General features: G+C 63.9%; 17 protein-coding genes. 10 read left to right on the top strand and 7 right to left on the bottom strand.

What is annotated here, in order from left to right; translation table 11 throughout:
* Positions 1 to 2: 2 nt before the first annotated feature.
* The 3 genes from NTD80_RS29245 to NTD80_RS29235 form a co-directional block, all read right to left on the bottom strand.
* Positions 3 to 1826, bottom strand: a complete 1824-nt coding sequence (locus NTD80_RS29245) for a serine hydrolase domain-containing protein (RefSeq protein WP_262135752.1) — start codon at positions 1824 to 1826, stop codon at positions 3 to 5.
* Positions 1827 to 1920: 94 nt separating this feature from the next.
* Positions 1921 to 2409 (bottom strand): GFA family protein, encoded by a 489-nt coding sequence (locus NTD80_RS29240; RefSeq protein ID WP_262135750.1) that lies wholly within the window; start codon positions 2407 to 2409, stop codon positions 1921 to 1923.
* Positions 2410 to 2442: 33 nt separating this feature from the next.
* Positions 2443 to 3333, bottom strand: coding sequence for a LysR family transcriptional regulator (locus NTD80_RS29235; RefSeq protein ID WP_065907961.1), 891 nt, complete (start codon positions 3331 to 3333; stop codon positions 2443 to 2445).
* 191 nt (positions 3334 to 3524) lie between these two features.
* On the opposite strand from NTD80_RS29235, the gene NTD80_RS29230 reads away from it, so the two are divergent.
* From NTD80_RS29230 to dctM, 8 genes are all read left to right on the top strand, one after another.
* Positions 3525 to 4343: a MaoC family dehydratase N-terminal domain-containing protein gene (locus NTD80_RS29230; protein WP_262135749.1), complete on the top strand. Its 819-nt coding sequence runs from the start codon at positions 3525 to 3527 to the stop codon at positions 4341 to 4343.
* A 29-nt stretch (positions 4344 to 4372) separates the two neighbouring features.
* The gene (locus NTD80_RS29225) at positions 4373 to 5536 is read left to right on the top strand and encodes an acyl-CoA dehydrogenase family protein (protein ID WP_106803645.1); all 1164 of its coding nucleotides are present in this window, start codon (positions 4373 to 4375) and stop codon (positions 5534 to 5536) included.
* 10 nt (positions 5537 to 5546) lie between these two features.
* Positions 5547 to 6896, top strand: coding sequence for an MmgE/PrpD family protein (locus NTD80_RS29220; RefSeq protein ID WP_262135748.1), 1350 nt, complete (start codon positions 5547 to 5549; stop codon positions 6894 to 6896).
* Between the two features lie 13 nt (positions 6897 to 6909).
* Positions 6910 to 8103 carry a CaiB/BaiF CoA transferase family protein gene (locus NTD80_RS29215; protein ID WP_065907967.1) on the top strand — a complete coding sequence of 398 codons (1194 nt, stop codon included), beginning with the start codon at positions 6910 to 6912 and terminating at the stop codon, positions 8101 to 8103.
* A 122-nt stretch (positions 8104 to 8225) separates the two neighbouring features.
* Positions 8226 to 9041, top strand: coding sequence for an HpcH/HpaI aldolase/citrate lyase family protein (locus NTD80_RS29210; RefSeq protein WP_262135747.1), 816 nt, complete (start codon positions 8226 to 8228; stop codon positions 9039 to 9041).
* Positions 9042 to 9214: 173 nt separating this feature from the next.
* Complete coding sequence (locus NTD80_RS29205; protein ID WP_262135746.1) at positions 9215 to 10198, top strand: TRAP transporter substrate-binding protein; 984 nt, start codon at positions 9215 to 9217, stop codon at positions 10196 to 10198.
* 175 nt (positions 10199 to 10373) lie between these two features.
* Positions 10374 to 11006, top strand: coding sequence for a TRAP transporter small permease (locus NTD80_RS29200; RefSeq protein ID WP_065907970.1), 633 nt, complete (start codon positions 10374 to 10376; stop codon positions 11004 to 11006).
* Positions 11006 to 12286: a C4-dicarboxylate TRAP transporter large permease protein DctM gene (dctM, locus tag NTD80_RS29195; protein WP_065907971.1), complete on the top strand. Its 1281-nt coding sequence runs from the start codon at positions 11006 to 11008 to the stop codon at positions 12284 to 12286. Before NTD80_RS29200 ends, dctM begins: the two co-directional genes overlap by 1 nt.
* Positions 12287 to 12373: 87 nt before the next feature.
* Here the strand turns inward: dctM and ampC are convergent, their stop codons facing one another.
* A complete protein-coding gene (gene ampC / locus NTD80_RS29190; RefSeq protein WP_262135745.1) occupies positions 12374 to 13528 on the bottom strand; it encodes a class C beta-lactamase in 1155 nt (384 codons plus the stop codon).
* Positions 13529 to 13653: 125 nt separating this feature from the next.
* Here ampC and NTD80_RS29185 point away from each other — a divergent pair, with 125 nt between their 5' ends.
* Both NTD80_RS29185 and NTD80_RS29180 read left to right on the top strand, forming a co-directional pair.
* Positions 13654 to 14529: a LysR family transcriptional regulator gene (locus NTD80_RS29185; RefSeq protein ID WP_262135744.1), complete on the top strand. Its 876-nt coding sequence runs from the start codon at positions 13654 to 13656 to the stop codon at positions 14527 to 14529.
* 392 nt (positions 14530 to 14921) lie between these two features.
* Entirely contained in the window at positions 14922 to 15815 is an 894-nt protein-coding gene (locus tag NTD80_RS29180) for a LysR family transcriptional regulator (protein WP_106803652.1), read from the top strand.
* On the opposite strand, the gene NTD80_RS29175 is transcribed toward NTD80_RS29180, so the two are convergent.
* The 3 genes from NTD80_RS29175 to NTD80_RS29165 all read right to left on the bottom strand — a co-directional run bounded on the left by NTD80_RS29175 (position 15816) and on the right by NTD80_RS29165 (position 19231).
* The gene (locus NTD80_RS29175) at positions 15816 to 16391 is read right to left on the bottom strand and encodes a DUF1349 domain-containing protein (protein WP_262135743.1); all 576 of its coding nucleotides are present in this window, start codon (positions 16389 to 16391) and stop codon (positions 15816 to 15818) included.
* Between the two features lie 69 nt (positions 16392 to 16460).
* Positions 16461 to 17963: an APC family permease gene (locus NTD80_RS29170; protein ID WP_065907977.1), complete on the bottom strand. Its 1503-nt coding sequence runs from the start codon at positions 17961 to 17963 to the stop codon at positions 16461 to 16463.
* Entirely contained in the window at positions 17960 to 19231 is a 1272-nt protein-coding gene (locus tag NTD80_RS29165) for an aspartate aminotransferase family protein (protein ID WP_120448796.1), read from the bottom strand. Before NTD80_RS29165 ends, NTD80_RS29170 begins: the two co-directional genes overlap by 4 nt.
* Positions 19232 to 19299 lie beyond the last annotated feature (68 nt).

Raw genomic sequence — 19299 nt, 5'->3', positions numbered from 1 at the left:
GGTTAGAGAACCAGGGGTTTATGAGGGGATTGCGTGCGTTTGAAGGCGTAGCCCGAGGCGCTGAGGCCGTTGACCTGGCGGCTCACGGTGTCGCCCAGGCCATAGCCGTTACCGGCCAGCACCGCGTGGGCGTTGTCGACCGGCAGCAAGATGTAGTCGGTCAGCGGTTCGTCGTGCCGTTGGCCGCGCATCACCAGGAAGCCGTCTTCCAGGCGCACGCTGACACCGCTCAACGGTGCGTCGGGCTCATGGGTGTTGAGCACTTGATACGTGCCGATGGTGTCGGCCCAGGCCAGGGGCAAGGGCGGCGGCTCGATGCGCTCGCCGATGGCGATGCGTTGGCCGTGGCTGCGCGCGGTGAGCATCTGGCGGCCTTGCACCGTGACAACGTCCAACTGGATGCGGCTGAGTTCGCCGAGGTCCTTGAGCCAGAAGCCGAGGACTTTTTTCTGCGCGCGCAACCAGCCTTCGTCGTCGCGCAGCAACTCGAAATCGAAGCCGGCCAGCTCGCCAGCGAGCCGGCTGTGGCCATCCTTGATGCGAAACACGCCCCAGGCGGTCGCATAGAACCCGGCCAGGCGCTTGCGGTCGATGGCCGCCGGCACGTGGCGCAACTTGAGGCCATGGCTGGGCGCCTGGCAGTCATCGGCGCAGACTGCCTGGCCGGTTTGTGCCTGCAGCATCAGGCGCAGGGTGTCGGTGGCCAGCGTGGCAACCAGTTCCTCGGCATGGCTGTCATTGGCCATGATGATCACGCCCAGTTGCTGATCCGGCAGCAGGGTCAACTGTGCAGCAAAATCATCCCCTCCACCGCTGTGCTGGTAGGTGCGTATCGCGGGGCCGACCGGTTCGTCACCGCAGGGCGCGAGGAACCAGGCCAGGCCCATCTGGCAGTCGAAGTCCAGCGCGTTGCCGGTGTTTTGCTGGGTGAACATTTGCTCAATCGAGGCACTGCGCAGCAGCCGCTGATCTTTGTAGAGGCCGTGGGCAAATAGCATCTGCAGGTAACGCGCGAGGTCCTTGGGACTGGTCCACAAACCACCTGCGGCGAGGTCGCGCACCTGGGCATCGGGGCTGGCAATACCGTCCTCGTAGCCTTGGGCGCGGTAGTCCTGCGCGCTGCGGGTGCCGGTAAAACCCGACTGGTTCATCTCCAGCGGCTTGAGCAGGCTGTGCTGCAACTGGGCTTCGAAGCTGTTGCCGCTGGCGCGTTCGATGGCGGCCCCGACCAGCGCATAAGCAAGGTTGGAATAGGCCACTTGAGAGCCCGGTGGACTGCTCAGCCACACGCCGGAGACGCGTATCGGCATCTGGCCCATGGCGAAGTCGCTGCGCAGGTCGCGCAGGTGTTCGCTGGGCAGGCCGGATTGGTGGCTGAGCAACCGCCGCAAGGTGATATCGCGGTCGGCGGCGGCCGGGTCGGCATGAAAGCGCGAACGCACATGGAACTCGCGCAGGGTCTGCTGGATCGGCGCATCCAGGGCCAGCCGCTGTTGCTCCACCAGTTGCAAGGCTGCCGTGGCGGTCAGCAGTTTGGAAATGCCGCCGGCGCGAAACGCCGTGTTCGGCGTGACCGGCACGCCCCGCGCCTTGTCGGCCAGGCCGAAGCCGCGTGCCCAGATCAGTTCCTGGCCATTGACCAGGGCAATCGACAGGCCGGCCACGTTGTCGCGCGCCATGTCGCGCGGAATACGCGCCTGCAGGTAGCGAATGACGGCGCCGTAGTCACCCTTGGGAATCGGCGGCGGGGCCGGCGATTGCCCTTGGCAACCGAGACTGCCGAGCAGGCAACCCAACAGCGGAATACCGCGCAATGTGCGAAACATGAAGAGCACCCGGATGGCCGTTTGGATGCTCGAATGCTAGGGAAGCGCGGTCCGACAATCTTTGCGAGCTTTGTCGGGAAACTGTCAAAGACTGTTAACGGGTCAACCCCAGGCGCTCATGCCATTGGGCGATGGATTCTTCGGGGTATTCCTCGAACTGCAGGTCGCCCTTGCGCACGCTGACCTCGACCCAGGGCGCCTTCGAACCGAGCATCAGGTGCGTGTGTTGCGGTGGTACCGGCAAGGGCGTATCGATGGCCGAGGCGAACGGGTGGATCAGTTCCGGCCATTCCGGGCTGAACAGCCACAGGGCGCTGCCGCACTGCGAGCAGAAGTGCCGCTCGGCGGTGCTGGCGTGGGCGCGACTGGCGCCCCCGGGCTTGAGCCGCGCGTGATAGATCGAGATCTGTTTGCGGCCCTGGACCTTCAAGCTCCGGGTGTCCCCGGCAAGGTTGATCGCGTAGCCGCCACCGCCTTGGGTCTTGCGGCAGATCGAGCAATAGCAACGCTGGTAAGGGTAGGGGTGGGCGCTGTTCAGGCTGAACGTCACGGCGCCGCAATGGCAGGATCCTTCGAGTTGCATGGGGCGTCTCCTCTGGCAAGGTGACTGCTGAGCTTAGGCGCTCTGCGGCATCAGCGTGGCAATCAATGCACGAATAGTCCCCGGCAGTGCTTCCAGCTCGCGTACCAGGATGCTGCGCTCGCGGATCGCCCAGGGCTCATCCAGCTTCACCGCTACCAACTGCATGGTGCGACTGTGCCGCACGGCGGCCGACTCGGGAATGATGCCGATCCCGACCCCGGCCTCGACCATCCGGCAGATCGCCTCGAAGCTCGACACCTGGATGCGCAGCGACAAGTGTTTGCCCAGGCGTTCCACGTGTTCACGCAGGAAACTCAACAACGTGCTGCCTTCATGCAGGCCGATATGCTGGTAGGCGAGGGTTTGCTCCAGCGTCACCGAGGGCAGCTGCGCCAGCGGGTGGTCGACCGGCACCATCAGCACCAGTTCATCGGTGCTGAAGTGCAGCACCTGCAGACCCGCGGCTTCCACAGGGCCGGCGATGATGCCCATGTCGCTGGTGCCATCGAGCACGCCGCGCACGATATCGCGGGACAGGCGCTCCTGCAGGTCCACGGTCACGCCGGGGCGCTGCGACAGGAAACCCGCGAGTACCTCCGGGAGGAACTCGGTGACCGCCGTGGTGTTGGCGAAGATGCGGATATGCCCGGCAGAATCGACGCCGTACTGGGTGAACTCACTCTTCAGATAATCGACCTGGCGCATGATCAACCGCGCATGGTGCAGCAGCCGTTCGCCCGCCGGGGTGATCTCCACGCCACGGCTGTCGCGGTACAGCAGGCGCGTGTCGAGTTGGCCCTCCAGGGCTTTGATCCGCGCACTCGCGGCAGCCGGCGAGAGAAACGCACGCTTGGCGCCCTGGGTCAGGCTGGGGGATTCGGCGATATGGATAAACAGGCGCAGGTCGGCGAGATCAAAGTGCATGCAAGACACCTATTCGGGCAGCGGTGATGGCAACAAGGCGCGGGCAGGCCAGCGCCTACAAGGAATACGCTTGTAATTGAGGCTGGCGTTCAGCATAACCGAACGCTGGTTTATTGAAATGCAAATTCTCAGAACGGGCACGCGCTTGCATGATCCGGGGCAGACACTCACTGCCCGAGGACCTGCACCCGATGAGCGCCACTGATTGGATCGGCCGAAGCGAAACCGCCCACGATCACCTGAGCCCCAACCTGCTCAAGCGAATCGCCGCCACCTTCGGCGAACCCGTGCCAGAGCTGGGTGCTGACCTGCCACCGCTGTGGCAATGGTGCTTTTTCCAGGACCCGCTGCCGGAGACTGCCCTGGGCACCGACGGCCATCCGGCCCGGGGCGGTTTCCTGCCGCCGGCCGACAATCGCAATCGCATGTGGGCCGGTGGGCGTATCGAGTTCCTGCACGCCTTGCGTGCCGGTGAGGCGGCGACGCGCGTGTCGACCATCACCCGGGTCGAAGAAAAGACCGGCCGCACCGGTTCGCTGCTGTTCGTTACCGTGCGCCACGACTACTCCCAGGACGGCCGCCTGGCCATCCGCGAAGAACAGGACATCGTCTACCGGGAACCGACGCCACCCAAGGCCGGCAGCGGCGATGCCCTGGCCCGGGGCGAGTGGAAAGAGACGGTCGACCCGACGCCGACCCTGCTGTTTCGCTACAGTGCCGTGACCTTCAACGGCCATCGCATTCACTACGACTACCCCTACGTCACCGGCACCGAAGGCTATGCCGGGCTGGTGGTGCATGGTCCGCTGATCGCCACCTTGAGCTTGCGAGCCTTTTGCCGTGCGCATCCGGACGCGACCTTGCGCCATTTTGCCTATCGCGGTGTACGCCCGTTGATTGCGCCGCAGCCGTTTGAAGTCGGCGGGCGCGTGACCGCCGACGGTGTCGCCGCGCTATGGGCGGGCAATGCGGACGGCCTCGCGCAGACCGCCGAAGTGCGTTTCGAATAATCCAAGAACAACAGGCGGAGAGCCGTGACATGCACCCCAATGACAACGAAGAACTGAATGCTATCCGCGACGGTGTGCGCGCCTTGTGCGCCGAATTCGACGCGGCTTACTGGCGCAAGATCGATGAAGAAAAGGGCTTCCCCGAAGCGTTCGTCAAGGCGCTGACCGACGCCGGCTGGCTGTCGGCGATGATCCCTGAAGAATACGGGGGCTCCGGCCTGGGCCTGGCGGAAGCCTCGGTGATCCTCGAGGAGGTCAACCGCTGCGGCGGCAATTCCGGCACCGTGCACGGCCAGATGTACAACATGTTCACCTTGCTGCGCCACGGCAGCGAGGCGCAAAAACGCTTCTACCTGCCCAAGCTCGCCAGCGGCGAATTACGCCTGCAGTCGATGGGCGTGACCGAGCCCACCACCGGCACCGACACCACCAAGATCAAGACCACCGCGATCAAGCGCGGCGACAAATACGTGATCAATGGCCAGAAGGTCTGGATCTCGCGGGTGCAGCATTCCGACCTGATGATCCTCTTGGCGCGCACCACGCCCCTGGCTGAGGTGAAGAAAAAGTCCGAGGGCATGTCGATCTTCCTGGTCGACCTGCGCGAGGCCATCGGCAACGGCCTGACCGTGCAGCCCATCGCCAACATGGTCAACCACGAGACCAACGAGCTGTTCTTCGACAACCTGGAACTGCCCCTCGATAGCCTGATTGGCGAGGAGGGCAAGGGCTTCAAATACATCCTCGACGGCCTCAACGCCGAGCGCACGCTGATCGCCGCCGAATGTATCGGCGACGGCCGCTGGTTCATCGAAAAGGCCAGTGCGTATGCCCGCGACCGCGTGGTGTTTGGCCGGCCCATCGGGCAGAACCAAGGCGTGCAATTCCCGATTGCCGAAGCGCATATCGAAATCGAAGCGGCCGACCTGATGCGCTGGCGCGCCTGCGAGGAATACGACAGCGGCCAGAACGCCGGGGCCAGCGCCAATATGGCCAAATACCTGGCGGCCAAGGCGTCCTGGGAGGCGGCCAACGCCTGTCTGCAAACCCACGGCGGCTTCGGTTTTGCCTGTGAGTACGACGTCGAGCGCAAATTCCGCGAAACCCGCCTGTACCAGGTGGCGCCGATCTCGACCAACCTGATCCTGTCCTACGTGGCCGAGCACTTGCTCGAACTGCCACGCAGCTTCTGAGGCCCTGACCATGAGCCATACCCAAGCCCTGTGTCGGTTCCTTGCCGAGCTGCACTACGAACACTTGCCCGAGCCGGTGTTGGCGCGCACCGAAGACCTTATCCTGGATTGGCTGGCGTCGGCGCTGGCCAGCCAGGGCGCCCACCCGATTCCGTTGTTCGAGCGCTATGCGCAAAAGATGGGACCGAGCAGCGGCCCGGCGCAGGTGATCGTCAACGGTGGCAGTAGCAGTGCGTATTTCGCCGCGCTGGTCAACGGCGCCGCGTCGCATCTGGTGGAGCAGGACGACCTGCATAACAGCTCGGTGCTGCACCCTGCAACGGTGGTGTTTCCCGCTGCCTTGGCGGCGGCGCAGGACCTCGGCAAATCCGGCCGCGAGTTGCTGCTGGCCGCGGTGGCCGGTTATGAGGCCGGGATCCGCATCGGCGAATTCATGGGCCGTTCCCACTACCGCATCTTCCACACCACGGCCACCGTCGGCACGCTGGCCGCGGCCGTGGCGGTGGGCAAGTTGTTGGCGTTCAACCAAGAACAATTCATCAACCTGCTCGGCAGCGCCGGCACCCAGGCCGCCGGGCTGTGGGAGTTTTTGCGCGACGCCGCCGACTCCAAGCAACTGCACACGGCCAAGGCTGCAGCAGACGGATTGCTCGCCGCTTACCTGACGGCGGATGGGCTGACCGGCGCGCGCAATATCCTGGAAGGCGACCAAGGCCTGGCGGCGGGCATGTCCACGGACGCCGAGCCGAGCAAGTTGTCGTCTGGCCTGGGCAGCCGCTGGGCGCTGCTGGAAACCTCGTTCAAGTTCCACGCCTCGTGCCGGCATACCCATCCTGCCGCCGATGCGCTGTTGGATCTGATGCAGCGCGAAGGCCTCAGCGCCGCCGACATCAGCCACGTGCAAACGCGTGTGCACCAGGGCGCCATCGATGTGCTCGGGCGAGTGAACGTGCCGACCAGCGTGCACCAGGCCAAGTTTTCCATGGGCACCGTGCTGGGATTGATCGCCGTGCATGGCAAGGCCGGGCTCACCGAATTCCACGAACGGGCGTTGACTGATCCTGGCGTGGCGGCGTTTCGCGACAAGGTCAGCATGACCCTCGACCCCGAAGTCGACCGCGCCTATCCGCAGCGCTGGCTGGGCCGCGTCACCGTCACCACCGTGGACGGCCGCACGCTGCACGGCGCCATCGACGAGCCCAAGGGCGACCCGGGCAACACCTTGAGTCGCGAGGAGCTGGCCGACAAATTCCAGCGCCTCACCCAGTTCAGCGCCGCGCGCACACCGGCCCAGGCCGACGCATTGATCGCCAAGGTCTGGGATTTGCGCAACGCCGCGTCCATGGCCCATTGGCTTTGAGGAAGGAACTGTCATGAGCAACCAACGACCGCTGGACGGCATCACCGTTGTCAGCCTGGAACATGCGATTGCCGCGCCATTCTGTACCCGCCAGCTGGCGGACCTCGGCGCCCGCGTGATCAAGATCGAACGCCCCGGGGCCGGTGATTTTGCCCGTGGCTACGACGAACGCGTGCGTGGGCTGGCCTCGCATTTCGTGTGGACCAACCGCTCCAAGGAAAGCCTGACCCTGGACCTCAAGCAGGACGAGGCCGGCGATATCCTCGAAGCCCTGTTGGCGGATGCCGACGTGCTGGTGCAGAACCTTGCACCCGGTGCGGCGGCGCGCATGGGCTTGTCGTTCGAGGCGCTGCACGAGCGTTTTCCTCGGCTGATCGTCTGCGATATTTCCGGCTATGGCGAAGGCGGGCCCTACGAGAAGAAGAAAGCCTACGACCTGCTGATCCAGAGCGAGGGCGGCTTTTTGTCAGTCACCGGTGGCCCTGGTGAAGACCAGATGGCCAAGGCCGGTTGCTCCATCGCCGATATCTCCGCCGGCATGTACGCCTACAGCGGCATCCTCTCGGCGCTGCTGCTGCGTGGCAAGACCGGCAAGGGCAGCCGCATTGACGTGAGCATGCTCGAAAGCCTGGTGGAGTGGATGGGCTACCCGATGTATTACGCGTTCGACGGCGCACCGCAGCCACCCCGTGCCGGCGCGGCGCATTCGACGATCTACCCGTATGGGCCGTTTCCCACCGGCGACGGCGGCACGGTGATGCTCGGCCTGCAGAACGAGCGCGAATGGGCGGCATTCTGCGACAAGGTGCTGCTCACCCCGCAATTGGCCACGGATGAGCGCTTCAGCGCCAACTTCAAGCGCTCGGCCAACCGTGAGGTATTGCGCCAGATCATCGTCGACAGCTTTGCGCAGTTGGATGCCGAGGCGCTGATCCAGCGCCTGGAAGACGCGCAGATCGCCAGCGCGCGCGTCAACGACATGCAAGGTGTGTGGGACCACCCGCAACTCAAGGCGCGTGATCGCTGGCGTGAAGTCGACAGCCCGGCCGGTCCGCTGCCGTCGTTGCTGCCACCGGGGCGCAATGCGGCGTTTACCCCGCGCATGGATGCCGTTCCTGCGTTGGGCCAGCACAGCCAAGCGATTCTCGACCAGCTCGGCTTCAGCGCCGAAGCCATCGAAACCCTGAAAACACGCGGCGTCATTTGACCCCGCACCCTTTGTAGGCACCGGCGTGCCGACGATCGCGTCCTTGAGTCTTGCGTTGATCTCTGGGCCGCCATCGCTGGCCAGCCAGCGCCTACCGGGGGCGATAACAAGGAAATTGTGTGATGCCAAACCCTCTTGTGCGCTCGGCGCTGTTTGTTCCCGGTAGCCGGCCGGAGCGCTTTTCCAAGGCGCTGGCCAGTGGTGCCGACGCAGTGATCGTGGATTTTGAAGATGCTGTGGAAGAACCCCTCAAGCGCCAGGCGCGGGATAACCTCGCGGCGTTTTTGACCGCCAATCCCAGCGCCCAGGTCTGGGTGCGCATCAATGCGCCGGAGCATGCCGAGCACTTCGAAGATGTGGCGTTCTGCAAAGCCCATGCAAATGTGGCCGGCGTGTTGTTGCCGAAGGTGGAAAGTGCCGCCCAGGTCGCCGTGGTGGCCGCCACCGGCAAAGTGATCTGGCCGATTATCGAGAGTGCGCGCGGTTTGTTGGCCGTGGCTGAAATCGCCCGTGCGCCGCAGGTGCAGCGCCTGTCGTTCGGTGGCCTGGACTTGGCACTGGACCTGAACCTCAGCAGCCATTCGCCGGCCGCGCAGTTCGCCCTCGACCAGGCGCGCCTGGCGTTGATCGTGCATTCGCGCGCGGCAGGCTTGGTGGCGCCACTGGACGGCGTGCACCCGGCCATCGATGACCCCGAGGGCCTGCGCCGTTCGATCCGGCATGCGTATGAAATGGGCTTTGCCGGCGCGCTGTGCATTCACCCCCGGCAGGTGGTGGTGATCCACGAGGCGCTGGCGCCGAGTGCGGCAGACCTGGCCTGGGCCAAGCGCGTGGTAGACGGCGGCGCCGATGGGGCAGGGGCCTATCAAGTCGATGGGCAGATGGTCGATGCGCCGGTGCTGTTGCGTGCGCAGAGACTGCTGGCTGCGCATAAATAAACCACACCACCCCAGCTGTAGGTGCCGGCCAGCCAGCGCCCAGATTGGATCTCCGTGGTGTGCCGGACCCGCGTTCGTCCACGCCGAACGCAGGTATCTAAAATTCGAAATTCACTACACGCATGACATCAGGCACCTTGCCCTACAACACAACAATAAGAAGGTGATTTCCCATGCTCAAGCTTTCCCGGGCGCTGCTGTGCGCCGCCACCTTGTTCGCTGCGGGCCTGGCCCAGGCGGCGGATCCGATTGTCATCAAGTTCGCCCACGTGGTCGCCGAAAACACCCCCAAGGGCCAGGGCGCGTTGCTGTTCAAGAAACTCGCCGAAGAGCGCCTGCCGGGCAAGGTCAAGGTCGAGGTGTACCCCAACTCGTCGCTGTTCGGCGATGGCAAGGAGATGGAGGCGCTGCTGCTGGGCGACGTGCAGATGCTGGCGCCGTCGCTGGCCAAGTTCGAGCAATACACCAAGCAAGTGCAGATCTATGACCTGCCGTTCCTGTTCAATGACCTCGCTGCCGTCGACCGTTTCCAGGCTGCCCAGGGCAAGGCTCTGCTGACCTCGATGCAGGACAAGAACATCCTCGGCCTGGCCTATTGGCACAACGGCCTCAAGCAACTCTCGTCCAACAAGGCCCTGCATGAACCCAAGGACGCCCGTGGCCTGAAGTTCCGCGTGCAGGCCTCCAGTGTGCTTGAAGAGCAGTTCAAGGCGATCCGCGCCAACCCGCGCAAGATGAGCTTCGCCGAGGTGTACCAAGGCTTACAGACCGGCACCGTGAATGGCACCGAGAACACCTGGTCGAACTATGAGAGCCAGAAGGTCAACGAGGTGCAGAAGTACTTCACCGAGTCCAATCATGGCCTGATCGACTACATGGTGATCACCAACGCCACCTTCTGGAACGGCCTGCCGCCGGACATTCGCAGCACGCTGGAGCAGATCATGGTCGAAGTCGCCGTCGAGGTGAACAAACAGGCCGAGGCGCTGAACCAGTCGGCCAAGCAGAAGATCGTCGACGCCAAGACCAGCGAGATCATCGAGCTGACCCCCGAGCAACGCCAGCTGTGGCGCGAAGCCATGCGTCCGGTGTGGCAGAAGTTCGAGGGTGAGATCGGGGCCGACCTGATCAAGGCAGCCGACGCTTCCAACCAGTAATCGATTGCTGAAACAAACCCGACTCCTGTGGGAGCGGGCTTGCCCGCGATGGCCTCACCTCGGTGTTCCTGAAAGACCGAGTCGCCCGTATCGCAGGCAAGCCAGCTCCCACATTGATCCGGTTTCGTCAGTGACTTGTCGTGAATACCCCCGTCCAGTTTCGCGAGGTTTTGCCATGCAAACGCTAAGGCGCGTCTGGGAGCACCTGGAGGAAGGCTTTATTGCCTTCCTGCTGGCCGCCATGACCCTGGTGACATTCGTCTACGTCATGCTCAACAACATCTACACGCTGTTCTTCTCCCTGGCCGACAAGTGGGCCTTGAGCAGCAATTTCTTCAATGCCCTGGGCGACCACACCATGACCTGGGCCCAGGACATGACCTGGAGCGTGGCGCTGACCAAGGCGATGTTCGGCTGGTTGATCTTCTTTGGCATTTCCTACGGCGTGCGCACCGCCGGCCATCTGGGCGTGGACGCCTTGGTCAAGCTGACCAAGCGCCCGGTGCAACGCGTGCTCGGGATGCTCGCGTGCCTGTGCTGCCTGGCCTACGCCGGGCTGTTCATGGTCGCCAGCTACAAGTGGGTCAGCGCGGTGATGACGGCCCATATCGGCGCCGAAGACCTCGACCAGTACGGCGTCGACGTCGGCGACATCGTGATCATCGTGCCGATCGGCTTTGCCCTGGTGTTTATCCGCTACCTGGAAATTTTCTACCGCATCTTTACCCACCGTCAGGTCGGGTTGGGCCTGGCCGACGAGGCCGGTGAGGCCAGCAAGTTGGCTGGCAGCCATGAGGAGCGTCACTGATGGCCGTGCTCTGTCTATTCCTGCTGTTGTTCGTGTTCATGTTCCTCGGCGTGCCCATCGCGATTTCCCTGGGCTTGTCCGGCGCGGTGTCGATCCTGATGTTCAGCCAGGACTCGGTGAGTTCGCTGGCGATCAAGCTGTTCGAAACCTCGGACGCCTACACCTTCCTGGCGATTCCGTTCTTCCTGTTGTCCGGTGCGTTCATGACCACGGGCGGCGTGGCGCAGCGCCTGATCGACTTCGCCAACGCCTGTGTCGGGCATATCCGTGGCGGCCTGGCAATTGCGGCGGTGCTGGCGTGCATGCTGTTCGCGGCGCTGTCCGGCTCGTCACCGGCGACGGTGGCAGCGGTGGGCTCGATTGCCGTGGCGGGAATGGTGCGCTCCGGTTACCCGAAGGAATTCGGCGCGGGGATCATCTGCAACGCCGGCACCCTGGGTATCCTGATTCCGCCGTCGATCGTGATGGTGGTGTACTCGGCGGCGACGGAAACCTCGGTGGGCAAGCTGTTCATGGCCGGGGTGATTCCCGGCCTGCTGCTCGGGCTGATGTTGATGGTCGCGATCTACATTGTCGCGCGCATCAAGAAGCTGCCGGCGCAGCCGCGCGCGACCTTTCGTGAGTGGCTGACCTGCGCACGCCGTGCATTCTGGGGCCTGTTGCTGCTGGTGATTATTCTCGGCGGCATCTACAGCGGCATGTTCACCCCGACCGAAGCGGCGGCGGTGGCGGCGGTGTACTCGGCGTTTGTCGCGCTGTTCATCTACAAGGACATGACGTTTCGCGACTGCCCCAAGGTGCTGCTGGAGTCCGGGCGCCTGGCGATCATGCTGATGTTTATCATCGCCAACGCCATGCTCTTTGCGCATGTGCTGACCACCGAGCAGATCCCGCAGGAAATCACCGCGTGGGTGATCTCCGAAGGGCTGACGCCGATCGGCTTTCTGATCATGGTCAATATTGTGTTGCTGGTGGCGGGGAGCTTCATGGAGCCGTCGGCGATTGTGCTGATCCTGGCGCCGATCTTTTTCCCGATTGCGATGAAGCTGGGCATTGACCCGATTCACCTGGGGATCGTGATGGTGGTCAACATGGAAATCGGCCTGGTCCACCCACCGGTCGGGTTGAACCTGTTCGTGACCTCGGCGGTGACCGGCCTGAGCCTCGGGCAGACGATTCGCGCGGCGTTGCCGTGGCTGATGATCCTGCTGGTGTTCCTGATCATGGTCACGTACCTGCCGTTCATCTCGCTGGCGTTGCCGCACTGGCTGGGCATGTAACCGGCGAAAACACTGCAATACCCTGTGGGAGCCGGGCGAGTCGAATCGTCGCACCGCCGCTCCCACAGTTCAGTTTTGTGTCGGATCTCAGTTATCCATCGCGCTCAAAAGCGCATGCGCGACTTTCACGCGTTCACCATTCGGGTAGTTCTTGTTCGCCAGGATCACCACCCCAAGCCCCTTGCTCGGTACGTAGGCCACGTAGGCGCCAAAGCCACTGGTGGAACCGGTCTTGTTCACCCACGTATCGGCGTGCGGCGCTCGTGGCGGGGTCAGCCAGTTGACCGGGTGCGGCTGCATGGCCATTTGCGTGGAGTTGCCGTCGAGCAATATTTGAAGCGGAACGGGGTAGGGGTACATTTCCCAGCCGAGACCCTGTGTCATGCCGTCCACGGTGTAATAGCCGGTGTGGGTGACGCCTATCGCCTGCTGCAAGGTTTTACTCAGGCGCGTCGGGTGCATGTTCACTTCAACGTAGTGCAGCAGGTCAGCGGCACTGGTCTTGATCCCGTAGGCTTCGCTGTCCAGCGCGCCGGGGCTGACGCGTACCGGTTTGCCGTCCTTGCCATAGCCTTGGGCGTAGAGGCTCATTTGGCTTTTCGGCACGTTGATGAAGGTGTGCTTGAGCCCGAGTTGGGGCAGCAGGGTTTTTTCCATCAGTTGATCGAACGGCTGCTTCAGGCTTTGTGCCGCGAGGTAGCCGAACAGGCCCAGGCTCGGGTTGGAGTACAAGCGCTGGGTGCCAGGCGCGAAGTCGGGTTTCCAGTGCTGGAAGTAGCTGAGCATGTGCTGGTTGTTATCCGCCGCGGCGGGGAATTGCAGGGGCAGGCCGCCGGCCGTGTAGGTGCCGAGGTTGAGCACGCTGACGTGATCGAACGTGCCGCCGGCGAGTGCGGGCAAATAGTGGCTGGCTTTGTCGGAGAGCGTGAGTGTGCCGCTGGCCACCGCATAACCGGCGAGGGTCGCGGCGAAGGTCTTGCTTACCGAACCGACTTCAAACAGGGTGTCTTCACTGACGGATTGCTGCGTGTCTTTGCTGGCGACGCCGTAGTTAAAGTATTGCGCCTTGCCGTCCTTGATCACGCCGACGACCAGGCCGGAAATAGCCTGCTGCTGCATCAGGGGTTTGATGCTGGCGTCGGCTACGGCCTGCAGGTCGGCGGCGGCCAGGCAGTGGCTGGCGCTGAAAAAGGCCGCGATGGCGGTGAAATTAAGCACGCCAGACCGTAAATGTTTGGGCATGATAACGCTTCCATGAGAGTGATCGATTGAAAAGAGCCTGCGCGGGCGAGGCAAATGTATGCAGTTCGCCAACCCTGGGCAAACGATGATATCTCGCAGCAGCCATTAGAAATTCTGGGGTCACTATGCTCCGCTCCCATCTGCCGCTGAACGCCTTGCGCGCCTTCGAGGCGGCCGCCCGGCACCTGAGCTTTACCCGCGCCGCCATCGAGCTGTGCGTGACCCAGGCGGCGGTCAGCCATCAGGTCAAGAGCCTCGAGGCGCAGCTCAATGTCACCTTGTTCAAGCGCCTGCCACGCGGGCTGATGCTCACCCGCGAAGGCGAGACCCTGCTGCCGGTGGTGCGTGAATCGTTCGACCGCATTGCACATACCTTAGGCCAGTTCGAGGGCGGGCATTACCGCGAGGTCCTCACAGTCGGCGCGGTCGGCACCTTTGCCGTCGGCTGGCTGCTGCCACGCCTGCCGGACTTCCAGAGCCGCTACCCGTTTATCGACCTGCGCCTGTCGACCCACAACAACCGCGTCGACGTGGCTGCCGAAGGCCTGGATTACGCGATCCGCTTCGGCGCCGGTGCCTGGCACGGCACCGATGCATGCCAACTGCTCGAAGCCCCCTTGACCGTGTTGTGCGTCCCGCAGATTGCCGAGCAACTGCACACGCCGGCCGACCTGTTGAAGCACACGCTGCTGCGCTCCTACCGCGCCGATGAGTGGAACCTGTGGTTCCAGGCCGCCGGGCTGCCCGCCGACACCCTGGTACCGCGCAGCATTGTGTTCGACTCGTCGCTGGCGATGATGGAGGCGGCGCTGCAAGGCATCGGCGTGGCACTGGCACCGGCGATGATGTTCTCGCGGCAACTGGAAAGTGATGCGATTCGCCAGCCGTTCGCGGTGGGCATTACCACGGGCAGTTATTGGTTGACGCGTTTGCAGTCACGGGCTGAAACATCGGCGATGGCGGCGTTCAAGGCATGGTTGTGCGAAGTGCCTGATCACTGAAGTTGGGTCGACCTGTGGTGAGGGGGCTAGTCCTGTAGTGAGGGGGCTTGCCCCCCGTTGGAGTGCGAAGCGCTCCCGCTTTTTTTGGGGCCGCTTCGCAGCCCAACGGGGGGCAAGCCCCCTCACCACAGGAAAACCCTTCTGTCCAGGAAAGTCCCCTCACCACAGGACAACCCCTCTGCTCAGAACAATCCCCTTGCCACAGGACAAGCCCTTCTGCCCAGAACAAGCCCCCTTGCCACAGGACAACCCCTCTGCCCAGGACAACCCCCCCTTGGCACAGGACAACCTCTGCAGAGGACAAACTCCCCCCACAATATTTGTGCTGTCCTTGGTGTCATGCCTCATGCGATTCTCACCCTCGGCCCAAAGGCTTATCACAAGGAGCCTCGATGCAAACTTCCGGCGTGGACATCCGTCAACTCAAGGCCTTTGTGGTGGTGGCCGAGGAGCTCAGCTTTGTGCGCGCCGCGACTCGGCTGCATGTCTCGCAACCGGCGCTGTCCCAGACGATCCGCCAGTTCGAGGCGCTGCTGGACGTGCAGCTGTTCCAGCGCAACACCCGCAACGTCGCACTGACCGAGGCGGGCTTGGCGTTGCTGGTGGAAGCGCGAGACATCGTCAACGGTGTCAGCCGACTGGTGCGCACCGCCCAGGAACATGCACGCGGGGTACGCGGTTCCTTGAATATCGGTTTCTTGATCGGTGCGGGTGTCGACCTGATGCCACAGATCCTCAGCGTGTTCGCCAGGCGTTATCCCGAGATTGAACTGGTGGTACGTGAATACGATTTCGGTTCGCCCCACGCCGGCATCGACGACGGCATGGACGTCGCGGTGTTGCGCCCGCCGCTGGGCCTGGCGGAGATCGAGTTGCACACGCTGGTCACCGAGCCGTGCGTGGCCTGCCTGGCTTCCGGGCATCGCTTGGCCGGGGAGAGTCGTGTGAGTATTCATGACCTGCTCGACGAGCCGATTATCGCCGCGCCGGGCAGCGGGGTATGGCGCAGCTACTGGACCGCCGACGCCTATCGCAATGGCCAGCCGGCGCGCATCGTGCACGAAGCCTCGACGGTGGAAACCGAATTGCAGGCTGTCGCCGCCGAGCGCGGCATCAGCATCACCGCGCTGTCCACGGCACGCTTCTACGCGCGGCCGGGGCTGGCGTTTCCGGTGATCGCTGATATGCCGATGTGCGCCGTCGCGGTGGCCTTGCCGCCACATCCCAGCGTGGCCGCGCGCAACTTCGCCGAGCTGGCGCTGGAAGTCGCCCGCAGCCGAGGCTAGTCAGGACAGGTCGTGCAGCGACTTGCCGTTGGGCGCGTCCACCTGCCATTCGGAAAACCGCACCTGCAGCCCCGCGCGTTCCGGTGTGCAGCAGTAGGGGCCCACCTGGTAGGACGCGGCGACCGGGAAGGGCGCCAGGCGCACCAGTGGCCAGTGCACGCCGTCCACTGACACTTGCACCCGCAGCACGCCATTGGCCACCGTGGCGCGAATCCAGAATGCCTGCGGGTCACCGGGAAAGACACCGGTGGCCCAGTCCGAGACCTCGTCGGTCAACACGCTGCTGAGCAGCGTCACGCCATCCGACAACTCGGCGCCGATCTTCACCCAATGCGCTTCATCCACCCGCACCATCAAGCCGGCCTGGTCGTAAAGCTCGGCGAAGGCGCCTTCGACTTTCACCTGCGCAGTGAATGCGCCGGCGGTTTGCACGTGCAGGAAGTGGCCGTTGTCGCGGACAAATCCATAGTGGGTTTCACGCCAGAAGTCAGTGTGGGCATCGGTGACGACGGTCAGGTGGTCAGCCTGCCGCGTCCATTGTTGCGGCGGGTTGAGCCAGGTGGCCTGTGCAAACATCGGTCAATCTCCTTGAGGGTGACAACACAAAACCCCGCGTACGGGGTTTTATGCAGGGCCTGGTGCGGGTTAGTGATCCAGCAATTTGCTGCTCGGCCCGGCACTGCCATTGTTGAGGCGTGTGCGCAGCGAGAACAGCCACCACAGCACACCGACGCCCAGTGTAACGCCGGTGGTGAGGGCGCCGGTGTGGCTTTCTTCGGGCACGCTGAGGGTGAGGATTACCGCGATGGCCCAGGCGCCGCCCAGCAGGATCATCGGCAACAGCCAGCGGCCGAGGCTGAAGACGCCCTCGGGCGCGCCGGGCATGCGCCCGCTGCGGTAGGCCAGGAACGCCGCGATCAGCGTCAGCAGGTAGGTGCAGTAGTAAGTCAGCCCGACCATCGAGTAGATCGCGGTGACAAACCCGCCGCTCGCCAGGTTGAGCAGCACGGCAATGGCGGTGATCAGCACGATGGCGGCCACCGGCGTGCCGAAGTGCGGGTTGATCTTCGCCAGCACCTTGGAGCCCGGCAGCATGTTGTCGCGCGACAGGGCGAAGGTCATGCGCGTGGCGACCGCCATGTTGGCGATCAGGCATGCGAGGATCGACGCGAACGCGATCACGATCATGCCCACCCCCGCTGCGTTGCCCAGTTGCAGGCGCACGATGTTGATCACCGGGTTTTCGCTGTGGCTGAGCAGGTCGCTGACCGAGCCGGGGATGGCGATGCTCAGCAGCGCGAACACCACGAAACCCAGCACGCTGGACACCAGCACCGCACGGATCATCGCCCGGGGCGCCGCGCGGCGTGGGTCCTTGGTCTCTTCGGAAAGGTCCGCCGCGCCTTCCCAGCCCAGCAGCACCGATACCGGCAGCAGGGTCGCGAGGGCGAGGGTGGTGAAGCTGATCTCGCCACCGCTGACCGGTTGCGCCGAGGTCAGGATCGCCACACCCTGGGTGTGCTCGAAGAAGAACAGCACTCCCAGGAACAAGGCAATGGCCAGCAGCACCGTGCCGATGATTTCGATGATCGCGCCGATGTCATTGATCCGCGTGGCGAGGCGAATCCCGCAGATGTTCAGCAGGCCCACCACCAGCGTGGCGCCGATGCTCAGGCCCTGGATCTGGCCTTGGGTGGGGTTGGCCCAGATCTCCGGCGCGAACACCGTGCCGATCGCCGCCGAGGTGGCGGCGGTGCCGGCGACAAACGAGGTGAACGCCACCCAGCCGGTGAACCAGCCGAAGTGATTGCCGGCCAGGCGGCTCGACCATTGATAGGCGTAGCCGGTCAGCGGAATGCGCCCGGCCAGGTGGCAGTAGACCATGACGATGCAGCACACCAACGGGATTACCAGCAGCCACAGGAGGATGCCGATACCGCCGACCCGGTTGAACGGGTCGGCAAACAGGGTGACCACGCCGGTGTTGATCGAAACCATGGAAAAGGCCAGCGCAAACGAGGTGAAGGCACTCATGGTGCGGTGCATTTTTTGCTCGTAGCCGAGGCTCGCCAGGTCGGCATCGTCGCCGGACAGTGGTGCCTGCGCATTCGGTGGGGCGGTCACCGGGGTGTCGACAATCGTGCTCATGACCGTTGCTCCTCGATGATGCCGATGACGTCGTCCAGCACATCCAGGGCCTTGGCCAGCAGCGGGCGCTCGATGTCCAGCGGCGGCTTGACCTTGATCAGGTTGCCCAGGCCGGCGTAGCGGCTCTCGCCGAACAATACGCCGCGTTCCACCCCAAGGCGATACACCTCCTGGGATTCACGGCACGCCGGCTCCTTGGTGGTGCGATCCTTGACCAGCTCGATGGACGCCATCAGGCCCGGGCAGCGTACATCGCCGATCAGCGGATGGCGGCTCTGCATCTCCTTGAGCCGCGCGGTGATGTAGTCGCCGGAATCGCGCGCCTTCTCGCACAGGTTGTCGGCGACGATGGCCTCCACGGCCGCGTAGCCGGCGGCCAGCGAGACCGGGAAGTGGCCGAAGGTCAGTGCTTCTTCGCCTTCGTCGAACCACTTGAGCTTGTCATCGGCGAGGATCCCGGCCAGCGGGAAGCCACCGCCCACGCCCTTGCCGAACACAATGATGTCGGGCAGTACGTCGTAATAGTCCGCGGCCCACATGGTGCCCATGCGCCCGAACCCGGTTTGCACTTCATCGAAAATCAACAGCACGCCGAGGCGATCACAGATTTCGCGCACGCCCTTGTAGTACGAACGCGGGAACTCGATATGCCCGCCATTGCCCTGGATCGGCTCCATCATCACCGCCGCCACGCCGCCGTCGACGCCCTTGAGGATGGTGTCTTCGAGCAGGCCGAGGCACAGCTGGGATTCGGTTTCCGGGTCCAGGCCCAGGCGGGTGCGGTAGGGGTTGGGGTGCGGCACGCGGGTGAAACGTGGCTGGATCGCCAGGAACGGGTTGTTCGGGTGCGGCCAGCTGGCGCCGAGCGTGGCCAGGGAACGGCCGTGGTAACCGTCCTGCAGCACCAGCAGGTTCTGCGCGCCGGGGCGGTTCTTGAACGCCAGCTTCATCGCCATTTCACCGGCGAGACTGCCATGCAGGGCGAAGCCCATCTGGTTGAGGGAGGCCGGCGAGACTTCGCGCAACTTGGCCACCAGCCGGGTGTGGGCCGGCGAGCCGAAGTTGGGGCGGATGTGGGTCATGTCGCGCAGTTGCGCGATCGCCGCCTCCACGACGCGAGGGTCATTGGCCCCCAGGTTGTTCGACCACGCCTGGGCGGTGCAGTCGATGTATTCCTTGCCTTGGTCGTCCCATACCAGCGAGCCACGGGCCTTGACCAGGTTGATCTTGGCGGGCGCCTGGGGTGCGGTGTTCATCACGTCATTCATCTGCGTTATCTCTTTTATTAGGGCGGCAGTGTTTGTGGATGTGTGCAGTTAGGGTTATGACTCGCTGC

The organism is Pseudomonas sp. 13B_2.1_Bac1 (genome assembly GCF_025466155.1).
Taxonomy (GTDB): Bacteria; Pseudomonadota; Gammaproteobacteria; order Pseudomonadales; family Pseudomonadaceae; genus Aquipseudomonas; species Aquipseudomonas aylmerensis.
This window is presented reverse-complemented; position numbering and strand designations above follow the sequence as displayed.

Bases quoted from the DNA above. Each gene is read 5' to 3' on its own strand.
- NTD80_RS29210 (WP_262135747.1), top strand. From the start codon at position 8,226: ATGCCAAACCCTCTTGTGCGCTCGGCGCTGTTTGTTCCCGGTAGCCGG.
- NTD80_RS29220 (WP_262135748.1), top strand. From the start codon at position 5,547: ATGAGCCATACCCAAGCCCTGTGTCGGTTCCTTGCCGAGCTGCACTAC.
- NTD80_RS29165 (WP_120448796.1), bottom strand. From the start codon at position 19,231: ATGAATGACGTGATGAACACCGCACCCCAGGCGCCCGCCAAGATCAAC.
- NTD80_RS29235 (WP_065907961.1), bottom strand. From the start codon at position 3,333: ATGCACTTTGATCTCGCCGACCTGCGCCTGTTTATCCATATCGCCGAA.
- NTD80_RS29185 (WP_262135744.1), top strand. From the start codon at position 13,654: ATGCTCCGCTCCCATCTGCCGCTGAACGCCTTGCGCGCCTTCGAGGCG.
- NTD80_RS29230 (WP_262135749.1), top strand. From the start codon at position 3,525: ATGAGCGCCACTGATTGGATCGGCCGAAGCGAAACCGCCCACGATCAC.
- NTD80_RS29240 (WP_262135750.1), bottom strand. From the start codon at position 2,409: ATGCAACTCGAAGGATCCTGCCATTGCGGCGCCGTGACGTTCAGCCTG.
- NTD80_RS29225 (WP_106803645.1), top strand. From the start codon at position 4,373: ATGCACCCCAATGACAACGAAGAACTGAATGCTATCCGCGACGGTGTG.
- ampC (WP_262135745.1), bottom strand. From the start codon at position 13,528: ATGCCCAAACATTTACGGTCTGGCGTGCTTAATTTCACCGCCATCGCG.
- NTD80_RS29205 (WP_262135746.1), top strand. From the start codon at position 9,215: ATGCTCAAGCTTTCCCGGGCGCTGCTGTGCGCCGCCACCTTGTTCGCT.
- NTD80_RS29170 (WP_065907977.1), bottom strand. From the start codon at position 17,963: ATGAGCACGATTGTCGACACCCCGGTGACCGCCCCACCGAATGCGCAG.
- NTD80_RS29180 (WP_106803652.1), top strand. From the start codon at position 14,922: ATGCAAACTTCCGGCGTGGACATCCGTCAACTCAAGGCCTTTGTGGTG.
- dctM (WP_065907971.1), top strand. From the start codon at position 11,006: ATGGCCGTGCTCTGTCTATTCCTGCTGTTGTTCGTGTTCATGTTCCTC.
- NTD80_RS29215 (WP_065907967.1), top strand. From the start codon at position 6,910: ATGAGCAACCAACGACCGCTGGACGGCATCACCGTTGTCAGCCTGGAA.
- NTD80_RS29245 (WP_262135752.1), bottom strand. From the start codon at position 1,826: ATGTTTCGCACATTGCGCGGTATTCCGCTGTTGGGTTGCCTGCTCGGC.
- NTD80_RS29175 (WP_262135743.1), bottom strand. From the start codon at position 16,391: ATGTTTGCACAGGCCACCTGGCTCAACCCGCCGCAACAATGGACGCGG.
- NTD80_RS29200 (WP_065907970.1), top strand. From the start codon at position 10,374: ATGCAAACGCTAAGGCGCGTCTGGGAGCACCTGGAGGAAGGCTTTATT.